Source organism: Ruminococcus sp. OA3 (assembly GCF_022440845.1).
Lineage (GTDB): Bacteria > Bacillota > Clostridia > Lachnospirales > Lachnospiraceae > Ruminococcus_G.
This window is the reverse complement of sequence record NZ_JAKNTO010000001.1, coordinates 448,702-471,916: the sequence shown is the minus strand read 5'-3', so window position 1 is coordinate 471,916 and position 23,215 is coordinate 448,702. Positions and strand designations below refer to the sequence as shown.

General features: G+C 52.0%; 16 protein-coding genes. 12 read left to right on the top strand and 4 right to left on the bottom strand.

Annotated elements, in window-relative coordinates; all coding sequences use genetic code 11:
• Positions 1-34: 34 nt before the first annotated feature.
• Genes ptsP through MCG98_RS02250 form a run of 4 tightly spaced genes read right to left on the bottom strand, consistent with a single transcriptional unit; the run spans position 35 to position 5,372 of the window.
• Positions 35-1,642 carry a phosphoenolpyruvate--protein phosphotransferase gene (gene ptsP, locus MCG98_RS02265; protein WP_240300250.1) on the bottom strand — a complete coding sequence of 536 codons (1,608 nt, stop codon included), beginning with the start codon at positions 1,640-1,642 and terminating at the stop codon, positions 35-37.
• A 34-nt stretch (positions 1,643-1,676) separates the two neighbouring features.
• Positions 1,677-1,934, bottom strand: a complete 258-nt coding sequence (locus tag MCG98_RS02260) for an HPr family phosphocarrier protein (RefSeq protein ID WP_240300249.1) — start codon at positions 1,932-1,934, stop codon at positions 1,677-1,679.
• Between the two features lie 29 nt (positions 1,935-1,963).
• A complete protein-coding gene (locus tag MCG98_RS02255; protein WP_240300248.1) occupies positions 1,964-3,442 on the bottom strand; it encodes a glycoside hydrolase family 32 protein in 1,479 nt (492 codons plus the stop codon).
• Positions 3,443-3,473: 31 nt separating this feature from the next.
• Positions 3,474-5,372: a sucrose-specific PTS transporter subunit IIBC gene (locus MCG98_RS02250; RefSeq protein ID WP_240300247.1), complete on the bottom strand. Its 1,899-nt coding sequence runs from the start codon at positions 5,370-5,372 to the stop codon at positions 3,474-3,476.
• Between the two features lie 369 nt (positions 5,373-5,741).
• Here MCG98_RS02250 and MCG98_RS02245 point away from each other — a divergent pair, with 369 nt between their 5' ends.
• The 12 genes from MCG98_RS02245 to MCG98_RS02190 all read left to right on the top strand — a co-directional run bounded on the left by MCG98_RS02245 (position 5,742) and on the right by MCG98_RS02190 (position 23,078).
• On the top strand, positions 5,742-6,740 hold the full coding sequence (locus MCG98_RS02245; protein ID WP_240300246.1) for a LacI family DNA-binding transcriptional regulator: 999 nt from the start codon (positions 5,742-5,744) through the stop codon (positions 6,738-6,740).
• A gap of 213 nt (positions 6,741-6,953) precedes the next feature.
• Positions 6,954-7,787: an iron dependent repressor, metal binding and dimerization domain protein gene (locus MCG98_RS02240; RefSeq protein WP_240300245.1), complete on the top strand. Its 834-nt coding sequence runs from the start codon at positions 6,954-6,956 to the stop codon at positions 7,785-7,787.
• Between the two features lie 18 nt (positions 7,788-7,805).
• Positions 7,806-8,642 (top strand): helix-turn-helix domain-containing protein, encoded by an 837-nt coding sequence (locus MCG98_RS02235; RefSeq protein ID WP_240300244.1) that lies wholly within the window; start codon positions 7,806-7,808, stop codon positions 8,640-8,642.
• A 350-nt stretch (positions 8,643-8,992) separates the two neighbouring features.
• Positions 8,993-9,484 (top strand): hypothetical protein, encoded by a 492-nt coding sequence (locus tag MCG98_RS02230; protein ID WP_240300243.1) that lies wholly within the window; start codon positions 8,993-8,995, stop codon positions 9,482-9,484.
• Between the two features lie 164 nt (positions 9,485-9,648).
• On the top strand, positions 9,649-15,249 hold the full coding sequence (locus MCG98_RS02225) for an NEAT domain-containing protein (protein ID WP_240300242.1): 5,601 nt from the start codon (positions 9,649-9,651) through the stop codon (positions 15,247-15,249).
• Between the two features lie 10 nt (positions 15,250-15,259).
• Entirely contained in the window at positions 15,260-16,282 is a 1,023-nt protein-coding gene (locus MCG98_RS02220; RefSeq protein WP_240300241.1) for a heme-binding Shp domain-containing protein, read from the top strand.
• A complete protein-coding gene (isdE, locus tag MCG98_RS02215) occupies positions 16,275-17,399 on the top strand; it encodes a heme ABC transporter substrate-binding protein IsdE (RefSeq protein WP_240300240.1) in 1,125 nt (374 codons plus the stop codon). Before MCG98_RS02220 ends, isdE begins: the two co-directional genes overlap by 8 nt.
• A gap of 12 nt (positions 17,400-17,411) precedes the next feature.
• Positions 17,412-18,434, top strand: coding sequence for an iron ABC transporter permease (locus tag MCG98_RS02210; RefSeq protein WP_240300239.1), 1,023 nt, complete (start codon positions 17,412-17,414; stop codon positions 18,432-18,434).
• Positions 18,424-19,227: an ABC transporter ATP-binding protein gene (locus tag MCG98_RS02205; protein WP_240300238.1), complete on the top strand. Its 804-nt coding sequence runs from the start codon at positions 18,424-18,426 to the stop codon at positions 19,225-19,227. Before MCG98_RS02210 ends, MCG98_RS02205 begins: the two co-directional genes overlap by 11 nt.
• Entirely contained in the window at positions 19,224-19,631 is a 408-nt protein-coding gene (locus tag MCG98_RS02200; RefSeq protein WP_240300237.1) for a YbaN family protein, read from the top strand. The genes MCG98_RS02205 and MCG98_RS02200 overlap by 4 nt, the downstream gene beginning before the upstream one ends.
• Entirely contained in the window at positions 19,624-21,360 is a 1,737-nt protein-coding gene (locus MCG98_RS02195; RefSeq protein WP_240300236.1) for an ABC transporter ATP-binding protein/permease, read from the top strand. The genes MCG98_RS02200 and MCG98_RS02195 overlap by 8 nt, the downstream gene beginning before the upstream one ends.
• Entirely contained in the window at positions 21,357-23,078 is a 1,722-nt protein-coding gene (locus MCG98_RS02190) for an ABC transporter ATP-binding protein (protein ID WP_240300235.1), read from the top strand. Before MCG98_RS02195 ends, MCG98_RS02190 begins: the two co-directional genes overlap by 4 nt.
• Positions 23,079-23,215 lie beyond the last annotated feature (137 nt).

Sequence of the window (23,215 nt, the reverse complement as noted above, 5' to 3'; positions counted from 1 at the left end):
TTGAGGCGGATGAATTTCATCCGCCTCAAAATATTTATGCTTTTAAGATTTCATTGCGCACAGGCAGCACCATGTTTGGCGTCACGGACAGTTCATCAATATCCATTTCAACAAACTTCTTTGTCAGAGTGAGGTCTGCACCGAGTTCGCCGCAGATGCCGACCCAGGCGCCGTGGTCGTGACCATTTTTTACAACCTGCTCGATCAGGCGCAGAAGTGCGGGGTGGTGAGCATCGTAAATTGTGTCGAGCTTCGGGTTCTGACGGTCGATCGCCAGTGTGTACTGTGTCAGGTCATTGGTGCCGATGCTGAAGAAGTCTACCTCCTTGGCAAGCTCGTCGCTCATGATGGCTGCGGCGGGGGTCTCGATCATGATACCGATTTCGACGTCCTGATACGGAATCCCTTCGTTTGAAAGCTCCTGTTTTACTTCGGCAAGGATTCTCTTTGCCTCCATGACTTCACGGCGGGAAATGATCATCGGAAACATGATCGCGAGTGTCCCGTACACGGAGGCTCTCAGGATCGCCCGCAGCTGTGTTTTAAAGATGTCCTGCCGGTCCAGGCAGATTCGGATGGCGCGGTACCCCATGGCGGGATTCTCTTCTTTTTCGAGTTCAAAATAATCCACCTGCTTGTCAGCCCCGATGTCGAGAGTGCGTATGATAACTTTTTTGCCCGCCATAGTTTCAGCTACTGTCTGATAGGCCTGGAACTGTTCCTGCTCGGTGGGATAGTGGTCTGATTCAAGGTACAGGAATTCCGTGCGGAACAGACCGATGCCTTCGGCGTCATTCGCGAGCACATTTGCAAGATCACCGGCGTTTCCTATGTTGGCGTACAGATGAATCTTCTTTCCATTCTTCGCAATGCTTTCTTTGCCTTTGACCTCCTGCAGAAGGGCACGTGCCTGCTCTGCTTCTTCCTGTTTTTTTCGAAGCTGTGCAAGTGTCTCTTCGTCCGGGTCGATATACAGCATGCCGGTGTGGCCGTCAACGGCAGCGGGTCTGCCGTCCCATTCCTCCGGGACAGATATGCCGATCAGTGCCGGTATGTTCATGGAGCGTGCCAGGATTGCTGTGTGGGAGTTGGCGGAGCCAAACTCCGTGACGAACGCCAGCAGCAGATTTTTGTCAAGCTGAATTGTCTCACTGGGTGCCAGGTCCTTCGCTGCCAGAATCACGGGTTCACTGAGGACAGCCTGTGTCACCGCTCCGGTCAATATCGCGATTACACGCTCTGAGATATCCTTCACATCTGCACTTCTCGCCTGAAAGTATTCATCGTCCATCGCCGCAAACATTTCTGAAAAATTATCCCCGGTCTTTGCAACTGCGTACTCTGCATTGATGTACTGTGTCTCAATCATATTGAGTACAGAATCTGTGTAATCATCATCCTCAAGCATCATGGCATGCACTTCAAAAATCTGTGCATGCAATTCACCGACTTCCTGTACAGCTTTTTCATAGATCTGGTGCAGTTCTTCAACCGCACGGTCCCTTGCCTCAAAATAACGTTTCTTTTCAGCCTCCGGTGATTCGATTTTCTCACGCTTGACTGACTGCTTTTCCTTTCCATAGATGGAAAGTTTTCCTATCGCGATTCCGTGAAAGATCGCCTTGCCCTGCCTGCAATCCATATGACCCTCCCCTGGCGTCTGCGCCGTTTGTCTGTCAGAAGTTTTCTTTGAAAAATGTTTCCATCTCCGCCAATACGGTATCTTCCTCTTCGCCCTCAACCGTTACCGTCACTTCGCTGCCTTTTTTTGCCCCGAGTCCCATGATCGCCATGAGCTTTGTGGCATCTGCTTTTTTTGCGCCGCAGCCGATGGTGATGGCAGCCGAAATTGATTTTGCTTTCTTCACGAGCAGACCTGCCGGTCTTGCGTGGATACCTACCTCATCTGTGATCACATACTGAAAACTTTTCATAAAATTCATCCTCCATTTCTATCGTTGTTTTATAGTTTCTGCATATCATATTCTGTTAAAAGATTTCCCATATGGACGTTCATTTTTTGAATCTTCCAGAGATGTAGCCTGCATACGGTACCGGTCAGCGCAAACGGTGTCTGCGTAACGTCCTTCGGATAGTATCTTGTGGTAAATACAAGCTCTCCGTGATTGATATAAAATTCCAGCATGGAAGTGTCTTTTAAAATGCGCAGTTCTTTTATGCCGCGCTGGCCTTTTGGCAGTCTTGCCGTTCGACACGTCCGGCCCGCGCCTGTATCATTTAAAAATGTCAGGGTGACCAGCCCGTCCGTGCAGTCCAGGACCAGGTCATCATCCAGGCGGACGGACTGCCGGTTTCCTGCCAGTGTAAGCTGCATGTCAAATGCGGCGGCCCGAATTACATTTTCCTCCAGAGAGAGTCCCTCACCGTGGAGACTGTCAAGTTCCTGTACCGGATACTGCCGCAGCATGTTACCGTCAAAGGTCAGTTCCCTTGGCACAGTCAGGGCATGCTGCCAGCCCTCATTGATGGTGGGAGCATTCCCGTAACGTTCTTCCTCAGGGATGCCTGCCCATCCGATCAGGATGCGCCGTCCTCCGCTGTCCGTAAAAGTCTGAGGGGCATAGAAATCAAAACCATGGTCAAGCTCCCAAAAAGCCCCGGGATGACATTTGTAATCGGTATCTTCCAGGGTAAAGCCCTCACACTGGAAATATCCGGATTGGTAAAGATTCTGATACCGCTCAGCTTCCGAGGGAAGACCCTGCGGACAGCACAGCAGGAACCATCTGCTGTTCATCTCAAACAGATCCGGGCATTCCCACATATAGCCAAAGGGTTCTACGGAGGTCATTTCTTTCAGCAGTGACCAGTCCTTTTTGTCGGGAGAGGTATAGACCATCACCGCACCGTGTTCATCTTTTTTGCGTCCGCCCAGTACCATGTAATACTGTCCGCCCTGCTTCCAGACCTTCGGATCACGTACATGGCAGGTGTAGGACGACGGATAATCACGGTTGGTGAGCAGCGGCAGCTTCTCATCAAAGACTGTCCCGTCTTTACTTACAGTATATATGATATTAGCCTGTCTGCCATTAAAAATATAGTCAAAATCACCGGTTTCTTTTACATTTCCCGTATAAAACACTTCCAGGTTCCCATCATCCGTAAATGCACAGCCTGAATAGGCGCCGTCACGGTCCCAGACGGTATCCGTCACCAGAGGCGTGCCCTGATATCTCCAGTTTACCAGATCAGCCGATGTGTAATGTCCCCAGACTTTCCGGCCGCTGCCGTCGGGAGCTTCCGGCGAGTACTGGAAAAATACGTGGAACGTATCACGGTAAACACATAATCCATTCGGATCGTTCAGCCAGCCCACAGGCGGCATCAGATGAAAGAAGAGGCGGTATTTTTCATCGGATATATGCAAAGATGCCGTTTCAGCCTCAGTTATCTGTGTTAAAATCTCAGTTTTCTTCATAAATCCCTCCATGTTACCGAACATTTAACCGTTACGATCTGACTTCCAGGATCTGATCCAGAACATCCACTTTCCCGGAGGCCGTCATAAGAACTTCTGCGTAATCATCGGAATTGGTGACGATGACGGGTGTTGTCAGGTTATATCCTGCGGCCTGGATACCTTCGAGATCGACTGTGAGCAGAGGCTGTCCGGCCTTCACCGGGTCGCCTTCTTCTACGTGAGCCGTAAAGTACTGCCCCTTCAGTTCAACAGTGTTGATACCCACGTGGATCAGAATCTCCATTCCATCGTCTGCTGTGATGCCGACGGCATGTCTGGTGTCAAAGATGGTGCTGATGGTGCCGTTTACCGGTGCGACAACTTCTCCCGATTCCGGTACAATAGCCATTCCTTTTCCGAGGATCTCAGCTGCGAAGGTGTCATCCGGGACTTCAGCCAGTAAAATTGCAGTTCCCTGTATCGGGCTGTACACGGTATGTTTGTTGATTTCGATGCTTTTCGGCACTTCTGTTTCCGATGCTTCTGTTCTCTGTGCTTTTGCAGTTTCCACATTCTCTTTCGGCTCTTTATAAAGCAGCCAGGAGATGATAAATGCGACTGCGGATGCCACGAGAATGACCAGTGCATACTGCAGGGTGTAGTTCGTAGTGATTAAAAATCCAAAGATACCGGTGATCCCGTATGCAGTAGCTCCGACACCGAAGAGTCCTGCTGTCAGTCCTCCGCAGGCACCTCCGATACAGCCTGCGATAAATGGCCTCATGTAACGGATGTTGACACCGAAGATCGCAGGCTCTGTGATCCCGAGGAATGCGGAGAGGGAAGCGGGGAGTGCGATGGCTTTTGTCTTTTTATTGCGTGTCTTTAATGCAAGTGCCAGAGCCGCGGCGCCCTGCGCCACATTTGCGGCGGTTGCGATCGGCATCCAGGTATTCAGTCCGATACTGCTCAGAAGACCTGCTTCCAGTGCATTATACATATGATGGACACCGGCGACTACGGTAGGTGCATAGGCGGCTCCGATCAGAGCACCTCCGATCCCGAAAGGTACTGCGATCAGTGCCTGGGCTCCTGCAAGTACATAGTTTTCCAGTGCTGAGAAGACAGGCCCGATCACTGTCAGAGTCAGATAACCCGTTACGAGTACTGTGACAAGAGGTGTGACGAACAGGTCGATCATCTCAGGGACGATCTTATGCAGCTTCTTCTCAATCACGCACATCAGCCAGACGGCGATCACGACCGGGATCACGTGTCCCTGGTAGCCCACAAGATTGATATCATAGAGACCGAACCACGCCGATGCCGATGGAATATCCGCCGCTTCCATGCCTGCAACGCTCCAGGCGTTCAGCAGATCCGGATGAATCATGATCATCCCGATGACCGCTCCGAGAAACAGGTTGCCGCCGAATGTCTTCGCGGCACTGACAGCGATCAGCACCGGCAGGAACACGAATGCCGCGTTGCTGAACAGATGGATGATCGTATAAGTTCCAGAGCCGGTCATCGCCGGCCATACATTGGCAAGCCCCTCTAAGAGGCCCATCAGCAGACCGCTCGCCACGATCGCAGGGATAATTGGTACGAAGATGTCACCGAGCGTCCTGATCGCACGTTTGAAAACATTCTGTTTTTTGGCCGCCGCCTTTTTTACATCCTCTTTACTGGCCTCGGTGATGCCGGCAATTTTTATAAACTCATCGTAAACCTTATTTACGACACCTGTTCCAAAAATGATCTGAAGCTGACCGGCTGCCTCGAATACCCCTTTTACGCCGTCGATGTTTTCCAGTGCCTCTTTGCTGCATTTTTTGTTGTCTCCGATCACGAGACGCAGCCTGGTTGCGCAGTGTGCGGCTGAGACGATATTTTCCCTGCCTCCAATATACTCATATACCGCTTTTGCTACCTTGCCATAATCCATGACTATCCCTCCCATTGTTTAAAGATCACCCTGTTATGTGAAAACGTTCCCATGTTATACATTGCGCTTAGCTGCTATAAAATTGAGTGAGTTAAGAAGCTGGTGTTGGCTGATGTGGAATCGATTCCATAATGTGCTTTTATTGTAATCGATACAGGTCAAATTGTAAATTGACAGAACACACAAATATCACACAGTATTTTTGTGCACTTTCTTGGTTTGCCGGAAAATACTTGAAAAAGCAGTGCATTTTGTTTGACATTACATTTTGGGAATGCTAGAATTTTTAATATGAAATCGTTCTCTCATTTGGTATCACATTGAGTGCAGAACCAGTAACATTTATTTATCAGGAAAGCAGGAAAATTTATGAATATCAATGAAATTGCAAAGCTGGCAGGAGTCTCCCGGGCTACCGTCTCCCGTTATCTGAACAGCGGTTATGTCAGCGTGGAAAAAAAGGAGCGTATCCGGCAGATCATCGAAGAGACGGGTTACCAGCCCTCCAGTTCCGCACAGACGCTGCGCAGCAAGAAAACAAATGTTATCGGTGTGATCATTCCGAAGATCAATTCGGATTCTATCAGCCGCATGGTATCCGGGATCAGCAGCACACTTGCCGGTGCAGGATATCAGATGCTGCTGGCATGTACACATAATCATGAAAAGGAAGAACTCAGGTTTCTGAATCTTTTTAAGGAGAACCACGTGGACGGCGTGATCCTGCTGGGAACTATTTTTACAGCGGAGCACAGGAAGGTGTTGAAAAGCCTGTCTGTCCCCATTGTTATTTTGAGCCAATATCTGAGTGGTTATTCCTGTGTGTATTCGGATGATTACCGGGCGGCGTATGACCTGGCATCCTATCTGACAAGGACAGGTGCCTGCTTCGGCTATCTCGGCGTGACGGAGAAGGATGAGGCGGTTGGGAAGGAGCGTCTGCGCGGTGTGAGAGATGCGCTTAAGAGCAATCATCAGATACTGGAGGATCCGTATATTCGGGAGTGCATGTTCGAGATGGAGTCGGGATCTGCGCAGGCGAAGGTGTTACTGGAGACTGCCCCGGATATCGATACCGTGATCTGCGCCACGGATACGATTGCGGTGGGAGCCCTGCAGTATCTGAAATCTGCCGGGAAAAAAGTACCGGAGGATATACAGATTGCGGGGATTGGCGACAGCTCTCTTTCACGGGTGACGGAGCCGTCTTTAACTACCGTGCATCTGTATTATGAGGAGGCGGGGACGGAGTCCGCGAGACTTTTGTTTGATCTGATCCAGGGCGGTGAGGCTGCGGTTCAGAAAGAAGTGAAACTGGACTGCAGACTGATCGTGCAGGGGTCGACGCGGAAAGGGGATAAGCAGTGAGCCATGCTTTTGTCACCACAGAGGATTCGGAAAAACAGGTGTTTTGCCTGGTACCCGGACTCCTTAATGATGATTATTATCCTTGACATACCGCCGTCTGCATTTTTATAATAAGAGTAATATGACCGCTGATGGAAAGGCGGTCTTTTTTAACACGCGAGTTAGATAAAGCTAACCAAAAGAGCGGTAAAAGGGTATGAAAGGAAAATGCAGATGGAAAAAGAGGAACATTATTTCAATGGGGAGATCGGCCAGAACATCCCTTCCAGCAATGCCAAGAGGGAGGAGGACCTGCTGGAAACGATGTATTTGTGGTGGAAAGGCGGAAGGACGCTGACCGTACCGAAGCTTTGCGTCAGCCTGGATCTGTCCAGACGGGAACTGAATCATCTCGTGAAAAAAATGGTCAGCCATGGGTATCTGCAGGCGACGGAGAAGGATGAGGAACTGAAGCTCACCGCCTTTGGGAAAGCGCAGGGGGCGGAATGCCAGGCGCGGCACCAGTATCTGACCCAGTTCCTTCAGATGGCCTGCGGCCTTGAGGAGGAGGAAGCACAGGAGAATGCCTGCCGGATGGAGCACGTGGTCAGCAAAGAAGTCATACAGGGAATCTGCGAATTCCTGAAATACGGGGACACGCATGACCGTGTGATACACAACCTGGATCTGTGCACCATATATGAGGAGGGCAGCTACGAATTCTGCATGAGCATTTACCGGACGGAACAGCGCTACCCCAGAATTCTGGCTGATGAGTTTTATGCTTTTGATGATTGCATCCTCCTGGAGGTGGGTGCCCGGGATAGCTGGGTATACCTGAAGGAAAAAGCAGATGGTTTCTCACAGATCCTCTGGTACAGGACAAAAGGGGGATGGGCGAGGGCAAAAAAAGCGGCGGAGGGATTCCGGATTCCCACGGATCTCTTTGCGTTTACTGTCAGTTCTGCGGTCCTGATCACGGAGGGCGACGGCATGGTCGCCTTTACAGATGCGGACACGATGCCGGGGGAAGAAGACTGCAGGGAATTAAATATACATATCTGGTGAGAGAAAGAGAGCGGATGAATGGAAAAAGGAGAAAATTTCAAAAGAAAGAATCTGCCCACCATGCAGCAGATCCAGTACCTGCTGGAACTGGAGCGGATGGGGAGGAGAAGGGGCACGGTGGCTATGATCGCGGAAATCTGCGGGGTCAGCCATGGCGCCGTCAGCCGGTACTTCAAGTCGTGTTGTGAGAGCGGTTATCTGACGGGGGCTTATGAGCTCACAGACCGGGGAAAAGCCTGGCTGGACGGATACAAAACGCTGATGGACGGGCTTGACGCCTACCTTCGCAAGATCGGGATACCGAAGAAAGAGATTCCTGAAAATGTAAGGGATATGATCGAACATGTCGACTATTATACCCTGTCCTCCATGCTGCGCAGCCATCAGAAGATGAGAACCCGTTATTCTGCGGAGAAAAAAGAGGTCCTCTCCAGGAACTTTCTGGATGAGGTCCTGGAATACGGCAATTACCAGGTCTATTTCACGGTATACCGGATGGAGGCGCAGAGAAAGTGCAATGTCTCCATGGCAAACAGAGGTTTCGCAAAGCCCGCATACCTGCGCCATAACAGGCGGGTCAGCCGGCTGGAGCTTTTGATCTGTGAGATGACAGCCAGTTCCCGGGTGCACGGGGAACAGATGGCGGGGCATCTGGAGGCTCTCAAGTATGAACAGAACGGCGTGCTGCACCTGGCGGAGGTGAAGGAAGGGAAGATACGGATTCCCCTGGAGGCGTGCCGGTTTCACCGCCGGCGGGGAGGGGAGGTGCAGGGGATCATCCCGGTGACTGCCACCTGCAGTGTGGGAAGGACCCACATGCCGGAGAGTACCGCACTTCTGATTTTCTGGCTGTAGAACTTTGACTGTTTGCCACTGTATTCTTGATAACTGAGATCCATATAAAAATTTGAAATTAATTTTACAGACAGAGAAAACAGAAGAAAAGCAGGTATTCCGACAAGAAACAGAAATTTATGTACGTGACTGCGTTTCACCGAATGGAAAAATATGGTTGACAGTGGTTTTTGGCTGTGTTATATATGGAATCACAAGGTAGTCGCGACTAACCAAGGAGTAGAATGTCGGTGTACAGGACACCGACATTTTAAAAATTCATTGGTTAGAATAAACTAACTTAGAAGCAAATTGCGGGCCTGCAATTAGGAAACCATGTAACGATACAATCAAGAAAGAGGAGAAAAGATATGATTAAAAAATTCATGAAAAAAGTTATGGCGGTGGCACTGGCAGGAGCGTTGACAGTGGGAATGGGCGTTACAGCGATGGCGAGTGCAACTGACCCGGGCTATGATGTTGGGCTGACGCAGTCCAGCGGGGCAGCAATCCCTCATGACAATCCAATGACAGGTGCGGATGTGGAATATGAATACGATGAGGACGGAAACGTAATGTCGACATCGATCACGGTGTACACCGATGAAATCTCTTATATGGGGGCAACCGGATATATTTCTGCATTAAATATCGTGCTGGATGACGGCAGTGAAGTGGAAGGGGTAGCAGTAGACGGAACAGGTGTTACGTATCCGGTGGCATTTGAGTTTGAACTGGATGGCGCTTATGAAACCCTCAGCTTTGACGTTGGCTACACGGTTGCCATTGTGATGGGCTCTACAATCCACAGATCTACGACAGGCATCATGACCCTTACGGCTGCAGCTTCAGCTGCAGCGTAACACAGAGAACGTTTTGACACAGGGAAGGCTGTGCAATGTTCTGCACAGCTTTCCATACACCATAACAGGAATAAGAGTTTCTAACCGGAGAATCCATATCTGTCACACTCGTGCGATGGATATGGATTCTCCGGTTAGAGCGGGAAAAGAGGAGGGAATGAAAATTGAGAAGAGTTATGGCGTTGATGATAGCCATGGTGCTGACGCTTTCCGGGCTGTTAAGCTCCGTGTCTGTCACATCGGCGGATACGGGAAGCACAGGGAAAGAGAGGCTTGCGGACGGAAATTACGCGGTGCCGCTTGTCATCACCAAGGGAGATCCGGCGGTTGCGACGGGGAATATTACGGGAGGGACCACAGACAAGTACCGGACAGCGCTGCTCAGTGTGGCGGACGGGCGGTATACCGTGACGATCCGTGTCGCATCCGTGCTGGATGGCAGCGGCGTGCAGAACAAGGGGATCAAAATACTGAAAGAGGAATACGAGGCATCGGATATCGGTGACCCGGCAACAGGGGGATTAAAAGGCTCGTTTGACAAAGAGGAATACTGGCGCGGGGATGTTGCGATTGAGATAGATGAGCAGTACGGCTGCGCGGATCTGACATTTACGGTGGAGAATACGGAGCAGCCTGTGATCATGGCACTGTCTAATCCGTATTATGGACAAAATTATAATCAAATCACACTGGCCTATGAGTCGGCGGAGCGCCTGCCGGATGAGATCGCCGACGGCTCCTACGAGTGGAGCTACCGGGTTGACAATACCTTTCGCTTTACCAGCAATACACAGCAGTCCCCCGATACCGCCATCGCCGAAAAAATGATGGATCTCATCGATACGGAGGTGACGGTGGACGTGCAGGATGGAGCGGCGACAGCCACCTTCGTGCTGACGGATGCGGGCAGGGAGCTGGGACAGCTCTGGTATGTAAATGGATATAAATACTCCAACAAAAGAGAATATTATTTAATTGCAAGAGATGCTGCCAACTACACACAGGCGGCAGTGGGAGACGACGGCACGTTTCAGATGACGTATGACTTATCCAATTACAAGGATATGGTCTTTGGGAAAGTCATCAAGATGCTCGGAGAGACCGGGAGTAAGACATATTATTACTTCGGCACGCTGCGGCTGTCCACCTCGGAGCCGGTGCGCTCGGTGACGCTCACCGATGAGGGAACGGGCATCGAGTACGTGACCAATACGGTCAACATCTCTGATCCTGACAGCGTGACGCTCAAAGCCACGAAGATCGAGCCGGACAACCAGGAATTCTCCATATTTATCTCCATGTTCGAAGGCGTGGAGCGGAAATACACCATCTGGGATATTGAGGTGGTCAATAAGGACACGGGAACCCCGGTAACACTCACGCAGACCGGGCAGCTGCGCATACCCGTCCCGGAGGGCTATGAGACGGCGCGGCTTCAGGGGTATGTATATCACAGGGGCCAGGGGGCGGTCGAGAAAGGCACCATCGAGGACGGTTACGTAGTGATCGACGGCGCCACAATGAATGCCTATGCCGTAGCGGAGCACTATAACTTCGAGTCTACGGCCGAAGATATGAAGGACGGCAGCTATACGGTGGAGTATGTGATCCAGAAATCCTCATCGGACGTGTCCTCGATGGCGGATAACGCCATGATCAAGCCGGCGAAGCTGGTTGTGAAAGACGGCAGGGTGTATCTCCATCTGGAGCTGCAGTCAATCCTTGTGGGCGGGCTGGAAGGGCGCCTGACCGGGCTGTGGCTGGAAGGGGAGGATAAAGCGCTTTCCCCCGCCATGGTGTATCAGTATCTGCAGGACGGAGACGGCCTGAGAGCCGATAAATGGCAGGCGGGCAGGACTAATTACTGGGTGAATTCCCCCGAAAAATTATACCTGCAGCTTCCCCCCGACCAGTCGGAATTCCTGTTGAAGGTCCGCATCCCTGCGATGGACGGGCTGAACGGTATCAACGGCTACATAGGAAAGGCGGACGCCAACTGCTGGCTGCGTATCGATTACAGCACTGCGGTACCGCTTGCGGATGAGGAGCAGATACCCGGGGCCACTGTCAGGGATGCACTGGCTGCCGCAATTGAAGCAGCGAATTCCATGAAGGAGGAAGAGGCCGCGGGCGGCTGGGATGACGTTCAGACAGCCATTGCCGCTGCGGTAACGGTGTTGGAGAGCGGCACGGAGGACGAGATGCAGGGCGCATATAACGCGCTGCAGACGGCTGTGGGCAATGTCGAATATGTGTCTGCCATCAACATGGATAAAGGCATTCACACGGCAGAGGGCTCCGTGGAGGGTGCCTCGGATGTCAGAGTGACAGATGCCAGAGTGCTGGTGAATTCAGACGCCTCGGCAAATCTCTTCCTGACATTTTCAGGTGCGGATAATCTGCAGTATTATGACATTCACAACCGTGCATATGTGGATATGACGGCTGAGGAGACGGCGGATGGACAGAAGCGGTACCGTGTCGATTTTGATGCCATCACAGCCTATGGCGGGGAGGATGTGGCTGTCTACGATTCTCTCACGATAAGGTACACAGATGGTTCAGGCGCCGAACAGACGCATCGTCTGAACCTGACAGACTTCACCCTGCAGGACGCCGTCAGTAAAGAAGAGCTGACGGCAAGGCTGGCGGAGGCGAACCAGAAGATCGAGGAGGAGACACAGACTCCCGGAACCTATGACGGCGATGCCATGGAGGTACTCAAGTCGGCGGTTGCCGCTGCCATGCTGGTGCAGGCGGACATAGCCGCTCTTCAGACGGAAGTGGATGCCCGGGTGACAGCCCTCAGCGAGGCGATAGACGGCCTGGCGGGGGAAGGCAGCCGGGAGGAGCTTCAGAAGCTGCTGATACAGGCGCAGACAGAATATGCCAAAGAGGATGTCTATACCCTGTCGAGCAGAGAGGAGCTGAAGGGCATCATGGACGAGGCACAGGCGCTGCTGGAGGGAAAGCCCACTGCGGCACAGCTGGGGGCAATGGTCCTGAAGCTTGATACCTTCCTGAGGGAAGGACTGGCGGCACAGGCGGATAAGACAAAGCTGCAGGATCTCTGCGCCAGGGCCGAGGCGATCGAAAATGATAACTATTCGGGCTGGGATAACCTGCAGGAGATCATACAGGAAGCAAAAGAACTGCTGGAAAACAAAGATGCAACCCAGACGCAGGTGGATGATATGGCCGCTTTCCTGACGGCAGCCATCAGCAGCCTGGAGGATTCTGTGGACAAAGATGCCCTGAGCAATCTGGTGTCACAGGCGGAAGAGCTGCTGGCCACAGGGCAGTATCAGAACTGTACCCAGGAGAGCCTGGATTTCCTGAATGCGGCAATCACCGCTGCGAAGGCAGTGCTTAATGATCCCGCCGCATCCCAGAACGATGTAAACAAACACCGCCAGATGCTGCTGGATGCCGACAGTGTCATGGTGAAGAAGCCGGAAGAGGGCAGGCTCTATGACGGAGTGTACCAGGTGCCCCTGACGATATTAAAGGAGACGGCTGAGAGCGACGAGGATACCAGTATGGCAAATGCGGCGGTAAAATCCGCAGAAGTCATTGTGGAGAACGGCGTGCCCGCCAGGATCCGCCTGGGCTTCAAGTCACTGAAAATCAATTCACTGAACGGCTATCTGGGCTGGCTTAAATATTTTCCCGGCTATTTCGGAACGGGGTCTCCCACAGGGCAGACGGCTTCAGATGCTGCGGTGGAGAGCTGGCAGACGAACGAGGATGGCAGTTATGTGACCGATGAGTACACGGATACCTATATGAACGGTGATCCATATCCTGAATATCTGAGCATACCGGTACAGCAAAACGAAAACGGCGGATACTACACGGAATACTGGCTGCAGGTCTATGTGCCGGTAATGGCATACATCAACAAGCCGAGCGGTACCCAATATGCGAGACTGAAGCTGAATATCGAAGACTGGGCTGCTGACATGACGCAGACCAGCGGCACGGAAAATGCTGAAAAAACGGCACTCCAGGAGCAGATCAGGACGCTGACGGACTTAAAATCTTCCCTCAGCACGGAGGATTACCTGCCGGAGGATCTCAGTCTTTTGGATGTGGCAATCGCTGCCGGAAATGCATTTGACAGCAACCTGAACATTGGGCAGGAGCTGGTGGACAAAATGGTGACTGCGCTGCAGACGACAGCAAAGATCTTTGAACAGCAGACGGTGGAGTCCAACAAGACTGAGCTGGAAGCGGCTATCGCAAAGGCTCATGAGGAGCTTGCAAGGGAAGATGTCGTCTACACAGAGATCTCCAGAGAACACCTGCAATGGGTGATCAGCGCAGCGGAGGTGGTCTATGACAATCAGGAGGCGACGCAGGAGCAGGTGAGCCGCTGGACCGCTCTGGTAAATGAGGCGATCGGGTCTCTGACTGTGGATGAAAGCACAGCGGTAAAGGAAGAGCTCGGGAAGGTGCTGGAAAATGCCCGCGAACGGCTTGGGGATACGGGGAATTACACCGGGGCAGCCCTGGATGTTCTAAAGAGTCTGTACGACCGTGCCAGTGAAGTATATGAGAAGAGCGGGGTTTCCCAGGAAGAGGTGGACCGACAGACCGGACTCCTTACCTATTATCTTGCAAATATGGAGAAAGTGACAGCGGTTGCCGTGGAAAAGCAGGGCTTATATGCAATGCTGCTGACCGCCTCCAGCCTGGCGGGGAGGGAGCACCAGTACACGGCAGAGTCCATAGAGGCGCTGAGGACCGCCGTCAGAAATGCGGAGAGTGTCTACAGTGATGAGGATGCCACACAGCAGAAAGTCAATGAACAGGTATCGAAACTTTACAATGCGATGCTGGCGCTGGAGGCAAAGCCTGCCGATACCAATTCGGGCAACAACAATAACAACAATAATAATAACGGCGATAACGATAGTAACAATGACAACAACCAGAACCTGGATATCAACAATCTGAAAGACGGAGTCTATTCACTGAGCGGAAGCATGGTGAAGGTGGACCAGAAGACAGAATCCATGTCAAACCAGGCTGTCAACCACACCGTCAAACTGACAGTGAAGGATGGAAACTATTTTATTACTCTTGATTTCAAAGGACTGGAGTACAGTGGCCAGTACGGGTATCTGCGGGATCTGCAGTACTTTAAAACGGGATACACCTTAAACCAGTACGGTGTTCCCAAAGGGACGCTGGCAGATGTGACCATCGAATCCTATCAGAAGACTTCGGACGGAACCCTCGTGAGTGACAGTTACGGAACAGAGTATCCTGATGTCGTGACCTTCCCTCTGATCCCGGAGGCACTGAAGGATGGATATGTACCGCTGCAGGTATTTGTACCGGTGATGGAGTCCATCGCGGCAGGGACGGGGACGCAGCCGGTGTTCCTGAAACTTGACTGGAGCACTCTCAAATCCACCACAGCCGATGATCCGGATTTCACGGATGACGGCGGCGATGACGGCGATAACGACGGCGGCAATGACGACAACAATTCAGGAAATGGTTCCGGCCTGGGTACCTCCAGCCTGAAGAGCAGCGGATCCTCCAATTTAAGCGGAAGCTCCGGGCTGAAGAGCAGCGGCACTTCCGGTCTCGGCACAACCTCAACCTCTGGGCTGAAGGCTGGAAGTGTCAAGACCGGTGATGATTCACCGGTAGGAGCCCTGTTGTTCCTGATGCTGACCGCGCTGGGCGCGGGAGCCGTGGCGATCGGTGCAAAGCGCGGTGAGAGAAAAGGCCGTAAGGCAGAAAGGAAATAAGATGAAGGCAATGGAGAGAAAAAGAAAATTTCTTGCCGGATTTTTAAGCATGATGCTTGCCCTCCTTGTGGGGGCAGGCATTCCTGCTGTTCCGGTTTTTGCAGCCTCCGGCACGGTTTACACCTGTGCCATTCATCCCTGTTATGCCCACCCGGTAACCGGGACCATCGAAGACTCCGGGGGGGAGGCGAACTATGCCACGGGACAGGGAATGGTCGACGGTGCTCTTTACACCACGGGTATTCTGGAGGTGACAGACGGGGGTGAATATTATCTCACCATCCGTATGAGCCTTATGGACTACACCTCGGGGCACAGCTTCTGGGTGCAGAGCGTGGGGGATTCCGGCTGGTCAGCCCCGGCAATGGGGGCAACGGGAACCGGATCTGATAACAATGGAACTACCAGAGATATCTGCATCCAGGTGCCCAGTGAGAACTGTGTGGTGCGGGGCTCCATGTATGTGGAACCCATGGGAAGAGACGTTATCTTTTATCTCTATCCCAGTGATTTCACAGAGGGCAATAATACCGATATGACAGCCACTATGGTGACGGAGGCATCCGGCGCTGATGCGGCGTCCGCCCAGAGCGATACGGCAGGTTCACAGAGCAGCCAGACGGATCCTTCTGTCTCCGCTTCGGCGTCCGCACTGCAGGATCAGGAAGCAGCGGACAGCACGGAAGAGACGGAACCGGAAACTGAGCAGGAGCCGGCGGAGACGGTGACTGCTGAACCGGAGAACGAGACAAAACTGGAGAATCATATACGGGATGCAGCCACACCCGAGCCGGAGAGTGAAACCCCGTCCACAGATGACAGCACGCTGAACGGTGCCCGGGGATTAAGCCTGTCCACAGAAGGGGAGGCGGCATCGGCGGGTACGCAGACGGCGTCGGCGGGAAGCCAGATCCTGGTGCTCGTGGTGTCTGTCACCGTATCCGGGCTGATTCTTCTGGCAGCAGCTTCGGGCGTGATCTACCTGTTTCGGAAAAACTGGTATCGATGGGGCGGTGGTGATGACGATGAATAACAGGAGAATCAGAACGGGAGGAAAATTAGCGGCTGTATTTGCCGGGGCTGCAATGGCGGCCCTCCTCCTGGGCGGCTGTGTCAATCAGAACCAGACGGAGGAGACTTCGCAGGAATCCGACAAAGCAGCAAAAGACAACAGCGTGGAAACTCTTCTGGAGATTGATGATCCCCAGGAGAAAGCGGCGGTGGAGGCGGCCAAAAAGAAGGTGGCATCCATGGAGGAGGAACCCCGGATCATTGCCACCTCCCCCGCTACAGCGGATATCTGCGACCGATTGAATCTGGATCTGGTTGGAATCTGCAAAAGCACCATCACAGATCTGCCTGAGCGCTATGACGATCTGCCCGCCGTGGGTACCGCCATGAGTCCGGATATGGAACTTGTGTCCTCGCTGAACCCGGACTGGATCCTAAGCCCGTCCAGCCTCCAGTCTGATCTGCAGCCAAAGTATGAGGCAATAGAAACGGATTGGGCATTTTTGAATCTGCGGAGTGTGCCGGGAATGTACCGCTCCATCCAGGAGCTGGGAGAGATCTTTGACAGGGAGGATGAAGCCGCCGCTGAGGTTGCAGAGTTTACAGAGTTCTATGAGGAGTACAGAGAAGTAAACAAAGGAAAGGAATCCCCCGGCGTATTGATTCTCATGGGACTTCCGGGGTCATATATCATAGCGACAGAGAATTCTTATGTTGGAAGCCTGGTGGAGCTGGCTGGCGGTGAGAATGTGTATGCCGGAACAGATCAGGAATTTCTCACAGTCAATACAGAAGATATGAAGACCAGGGAGCCGGATGTGATTCTCCGGGCGGCGCACGCACTGCCGGATCAGGTGGTGGAGATGTTCAGGGAGGATTTCGAGACGGATGATATCTGGAAACATTTTGAGGCAGTACAGGAGGGACGGGTCTATGACCTGACCTATGAGCTGTTCGGCATGAGTGCCACTTTCCGCTACCCGGATGCTCTTCGGGAGCTGCAGCCCATGCTGTATCCGGAGAATGCAAAGGATGAGCAGGAAGCAAAACAGAACAGTGAGAGGGCTGTCAAGGCAGCCGAGGATTCCGATGCCACTGAGAAGACCGATGAGGAAACCTTGAAAGAGGCTGTAAAATAGGAGGGATTTGACATGGAAACATCGGAACAGGACAGAAGCAGGAGAAAGAAGAAAGCTGCCAGAGCTGCCATATCGTTTATTGTCATGGCACTCCTACTGTGCATACTGTTTTTTGCTGCGGTCAATATGGGAAGCTTAAAGGTCAGTTTCCGTGAATTATTACAGGGTCTTTTTGTGGAATACAATGGGGATGTGGCGACCATCTATGATCTGCGGTTTCCGCGTATTATCATATCGATGCTGGCGGGTGCGGCTATTGCCGTATCCGGCGTATTGTTTCAGGCGGTATTAAAGAATCCGCTTGCCGATCCGGGCATCATCGGCATCTCCAGCGGTGCCAGCTTTGCGGCGGTCTTCATTACAGCTTTTGCACCTGCGCTGTTTTTCTTTACACCGCTGTTTGCGTTTATAGGAGGTGTCCTGGCGTTCTTTATGGTGTACAGCCTGTCCTGGAAGGGAGGCTTAAGTCCTCTCAGGATCATTCTGGTGGGCGTGGCGGTGAATGCCATGTTCACAGGACTTTCCAGCGGGATTAACTCCATGAGCGGAGGAAATACGTCGGGGGTGGCTTCTATCGTCAATGGAAACATTACGATGAAGACATGGGATGATGTCAGCACGCTGGCGCCGTATGTGGCGGTGGGTCTGATTCTTGCTGTCGTTTTTTCCTCCAAATGTAATCTGCTGTCCCTGGAGGACAAGACCGCCAGAAGCCTGGGCGTGAATGTGAATACCATGCGGATCGTGATTTCCATCATCGCGGTGCTGCTGGCGAGCATCTCAACTGCAGTCGCCGGAGCCATCAGCTTTCTGGGACTGATTGTTCCTCACATCGGAAGGATTCTGGTAGGCAGCGACCACAGGGCACTGATTCCATTTTCCATGCTGTTTGGTGCGTTTACTTTTCTGCTGGCGGATACCATAGGCAGGACGGTGGCTTCGCCATATGAGATATCGGCGTCGATTATCATGAGTGTGGTGGGCGGACCATTCTTTATCATTCTGTTGAGGAGGTCGAAGAAATATGCAAATTAAGGAAACACCGGCTATGGAGGTCAAAAACCTTTCATTTTCCTATGGTAAAAACAGAGTGCTGCAGGAGGTCTCCTTTGGTATTGAGGAGGGAAAGATTACGACAATCATGGGAGCCAACGGCTGCGGCAAAACCACCCTGTTTTCGCTGATGACTAAGAATCTGGTGCCCAGAAAGGGTAAGATCCTGCTTTGGGGCAGGGGGATTCAGGGTCTGGGACTGAAAGATTTTGCAAAAAAGGTGTCTATTGTGCATCAGTATAACACCTCCAGTGAGGATATCACAGTGGAGCGTCTGGTAGCCTACGGCAGAACACCCCACATGAAGATGATGCACGGCAGGACAGAGGAGGATGACCGCCTGGTGGAGTGGGCCATGGAGGTGACCAATATCGCCAAATACCGGGACAGGGAGGTCGGAAAGCTCTCCGGGGGACAGCGCCAGCGGGTGTGGATTGCCATGGCGCTGGCACAGAATACAAAAATTCTGTTTCTGGATGAGCCGACCACTTACCTGGATATTCGTTACCAGGTGGAGATTCTGGAGCTTATAAAGAAGCTGAACCGGGAGTTTGGGATTACGATCATCATGGTACTCCACGACATCAATCAGGCAATTTATTTTTCGGATCACGTCATAGGGCTGAAAGACGGCGAGGTGGCTGTGGAGGGAATTCCGGATGATGTGATAACCACGGAGAGCATCCGCACCTTATACGGAATTGATTTGGGTGTGGCGACTGTAGAAGGCCAGAAATTCGTGCTGACCCACCATTATAGAGGAGGAGAGAAATGAAGAATCCACTGAAGATCATATGGCTGGTGCTGGGCTTTGTGTGCCTGGCTCTGGGAACCATCGGCGTCATACTGCCCATACTTCCCACCGTGCCGTTTTATATGGCGACAGTATTTTGCTTTGCCAAAAGTTCCAGGCGTCTTCACGCCTGGTTTATGGGTACCCGCCTGTACAGGAAACATCTGGAAAGCTTTGTCAGGAACAAAGAGATGACCATGCGGACAAAGTTTTCTATTGTGGGGACGGTGACTGTGGTGATGGCCATCGGATTTATCCTGATGAAACAGGTTCCCATCGGAAGAATCTGCCTTGCCGTCGTGTGGGTGTGCCATATGCTGTATTTTTTCCTGCGGGTGAAGACGGCAAATTCCGGAAAGGATAAAAGTATCAAAGCCTATGATTAAAAAACGCTTGGTGGGGCTTTTGTCCCATGCAAAAAAATACATCGCATATCAGGTGATCTGGCAGTGGTTTTCCCTGCTGTGCCAGGTGCTGATGATTTATTCTGCTGCCACGCTGCTGGAAATGGCGCTGCAGGGCCCGGTGGGCGCAGGAAAAATCACACCATTTGCAGTCATGGCAGCGGGGGCCATGCTGCTTCGTTTTTTCTGTGACCGGCAGGCATCCCGCGCATCCTATATGGCGAGTGTGGATGTGAAGCGGGTCTTAAGACAAAACATATATGAAAAATTACTGCGGCTGGGCGCGTCTTACCGGGAGCGGGTCAGTACCTCCGAGGTCGTGCAGATGTCAGCGGAGGGCGTGGAACAGCTGGAAACATATTTTGGCAGATATCTGCCGCAGCTGTTTTACAGCATGGCAGCTCCGGTGACACTGTTTGCCATACTCTCATTTGTCGATTTAAAGGCCAGCCTCGTTCTATTGATCTGCGTGCCGCTGATCCCTGTCTCCATCGTCGCCGTCCAGCGGTTTGCAAGAAGACTTCTGACTAAGTACTGGGGAATTTATACAGAGCTGGGAGACAGTTTTCTGGAAAATCTTCAGGGGCTGACTGACCTGAAGATCTACCAGGCTGATGAAAAAAAGGCGGAGGAGATGGATGAGGAATCCCAGAGATTCCGCCGGATTACGATGAAAGTATTGACGATGCAGCTGAATTCTACCAGTGTGATGGATATCATCGCCTACGGGGGAGCTGCGGTCGGCATAATCGTGACAATAAGGGAATTTATGGCGGGGAACGTAGGACTGGGCGGGGCGCTGATGATCATCCTGCTGGCATCGGAATTTTTTATTCCTCTTCGCCTTCTTGGCTCCTTCTTTCACATTGCAATGAATGGCATGGCGGCCAGCGATAAGATATTTGCGCTGCTGGACCTTCCGGAACCGGAGGTACGGGAAGCCCGGATAAAGAAAGACCAGGTGGACATCACAGCGGAACATGTGCGGTTTGCCTATGAGAAGGAACGGGAAATTCTGAAAGGCATTCATATGATGTTTCCACCGGGAAGCTTTACCTCTCTGGTGGGAGTTTCCGGGAGCGGGAAGAGTACAGTGGCAGGTATCCTGATGGGCAAAAACCGCGGATACCAGGGAAAGATCACGGTGGCGGCAGAGGAACTGGCAGAAATCTCTGAGGAGAGTCTGATGGAGACCATAACCGTGATCAGCCACAACAGCTATCTTTTTAAAGGGACAGTGGAAGACAACCTGCGGATGGGGAAACAGGATGCAACCAGGGAAGAGATGGAAGAAGCACTTCGTAAGGTCAACCTGTTGTCATATCTCGCCACACAGCAGGGGCTTGCCACCCCGGTAGCCGAGAGGGGAGACAACTTCTCGGGCGGTCAATGCCAGAGACTGGCTCTTGCCCGTGCGCTTCTCCACGATACGCCGGTATACATCTTTGACGAGGCGACTTCCAACATCGATATGGAGAGTGAAGAACTGATTATGAAAGTCATCCACCGGCTGGCAAGAGGAAAGACGGTCATCCTGATTTCCCACAGGCTTGCCAATGTGGTGAAGTCGGATCGCATCTATATGCTGGAACAGGGAGCGGTGGTTCAGTCCGGCACGCATGATCAGCTGATGAGCCAGGGAGGTGCCTACAGAAAGCTATATCAGTATCAAAAGGAACTGGAAGCGTATGGAACGGGGGGGAGCGTATGAATCATTTAAAGACGGCTGATGAAAAAAGAAGAAGCGGACTTGCCGTTATGGGCGGACTGTTCGGTCTTGTAATGCCCCTCTTTCCCATAATGGGACTGGCTGTGCTGCTGGGTGTGGCCGGATATCTCTGCGCCATTTTTCTCACCATTCTTGCAGGGTATGGGCTGGTCCATGTATTGCTGGAGACCATGGGAACCGGCGGTGTTCTGTCAGGAGCCGGATTTTTCACCGCCATGGATATGCGACAGTTGTTTTTTCTTCTTGTGATACTGGCGGTACTCCGGGGAGTTCTGCACTATGGGGAGCAGTACTGCAATCATTTTATTGCATTTAAACTGCTGGCAATCATCCGCCACAAGGTATTTGCCGTGCTCAGAAGGCTGTGCCCGGCAAAGCTTGAGGGACGTGACAGGGGAAACCTGATCTCCATCATCACATCGGATATTGAGCTGCTGGAGGTGTTTTATGCCCACACCATTTCCCCCATTGTGATCGCGGTGCTGACTTCCCTTGTCATGGTTGTGTTCATTGGAAAAAATTCTGCCGCAGCCGGGTTGCTGGCGCTGACCGGTTACCTCGCAGTTGGAGCTGTGATCCCTCTGCTGGTGGGTAAGAAAGGCTCCCGTGAAGGGCTGAAACTGCGCAATGCGTTTGGCGACTTAAACAGCTTTATTCTGGATTCACTGCGGGGGCTGGATGAGACGATACAGTATGGCTGCGGTAAAAAGAGAATGGAGGAGATGAATGAACGGTCCGAAAATCTGAGCAGTATGCAGAGAGAGCTGAACCGTCTCGAGACAATCCAGCGCTCTGTGACCAATCTGGTGATCCTGTTGTTTTCCTTTGGAATGCTGTTTTTTATGCTTTATTTTTATCAGACGGGCAGCGTTGATTTTCAGCAGATGCTGATCACAGTCATTGCCATGATGGGGTCTTTCGGACCTGTGGTTGCGCTGTCCAACCTGTCCAATAATTTGAATCAGACACTGGCTAGCGGCGAGAGAGTGCTCTCGCTTCTGGAGGAGAACCCCAGGGTGGAAGCGGTGAAAGGCATGGAGCCGGTCACGTTTGAGGGTGCTTCTGTTCAAAATGCTGATTTCTCTTATGATAAAGAGCAGATCTTAAAAAATTATTCCATCCAAATCCCCGGGGGGAAGATCGTGGGTATCCACGGGGCCAGCGGTTCCGGGAAATCCACAATGCTAAAGCTTTTGATGCGGTTCTGGGATGTGCAGGCGGGGCGGGTATGTATTTCGGACAGGGATATCCGCAGGATCAACACCTCCGACCTGAGGGAGACGGAGAGCTATGTGACCCAGGAGACATATCTCTTTCATGATTCCATCGCCAGCAATATCGCCGTGGGGAAACCGGGAGCTTCCAGGGAGGAGATCATGGAGGCGGCAAAAAAGGCTGCCATTCATGATTTTATTCTGTCACTGCCGAAGGGCTATGATACGGAAGTGGGGGAGCTGGGGGATACCCTGTCCGGCGGGGAACGGCAGAGGATCGGGATTGCCAGGGCGTTTCTCCACGATGCGCCGTTTCTGCTCATGGATGAGCCCACAAGCAATCTGGATTCCCTGAATGAGGGTATGATATTGAAGGTGCTGCAGGAATCCTGCCGGGAGAAGACGGTAGTGCTGGTCTCCCACCGGGCGTCCACCATGAATGTGGCGGATGTGGTCTGTGAGATGGACCACGGCAGACTGTCATAGTAAAATCTTTCAGATCTGTTAGATTCCGGAAAGTATATGGAAAGATTCATCTGTTATAATCTGTGTAAAGATAAACATACGCTTTACACAGATTCTTTTTGATGTCCATATTAATAGAAGACAGGAATGGAGGATGA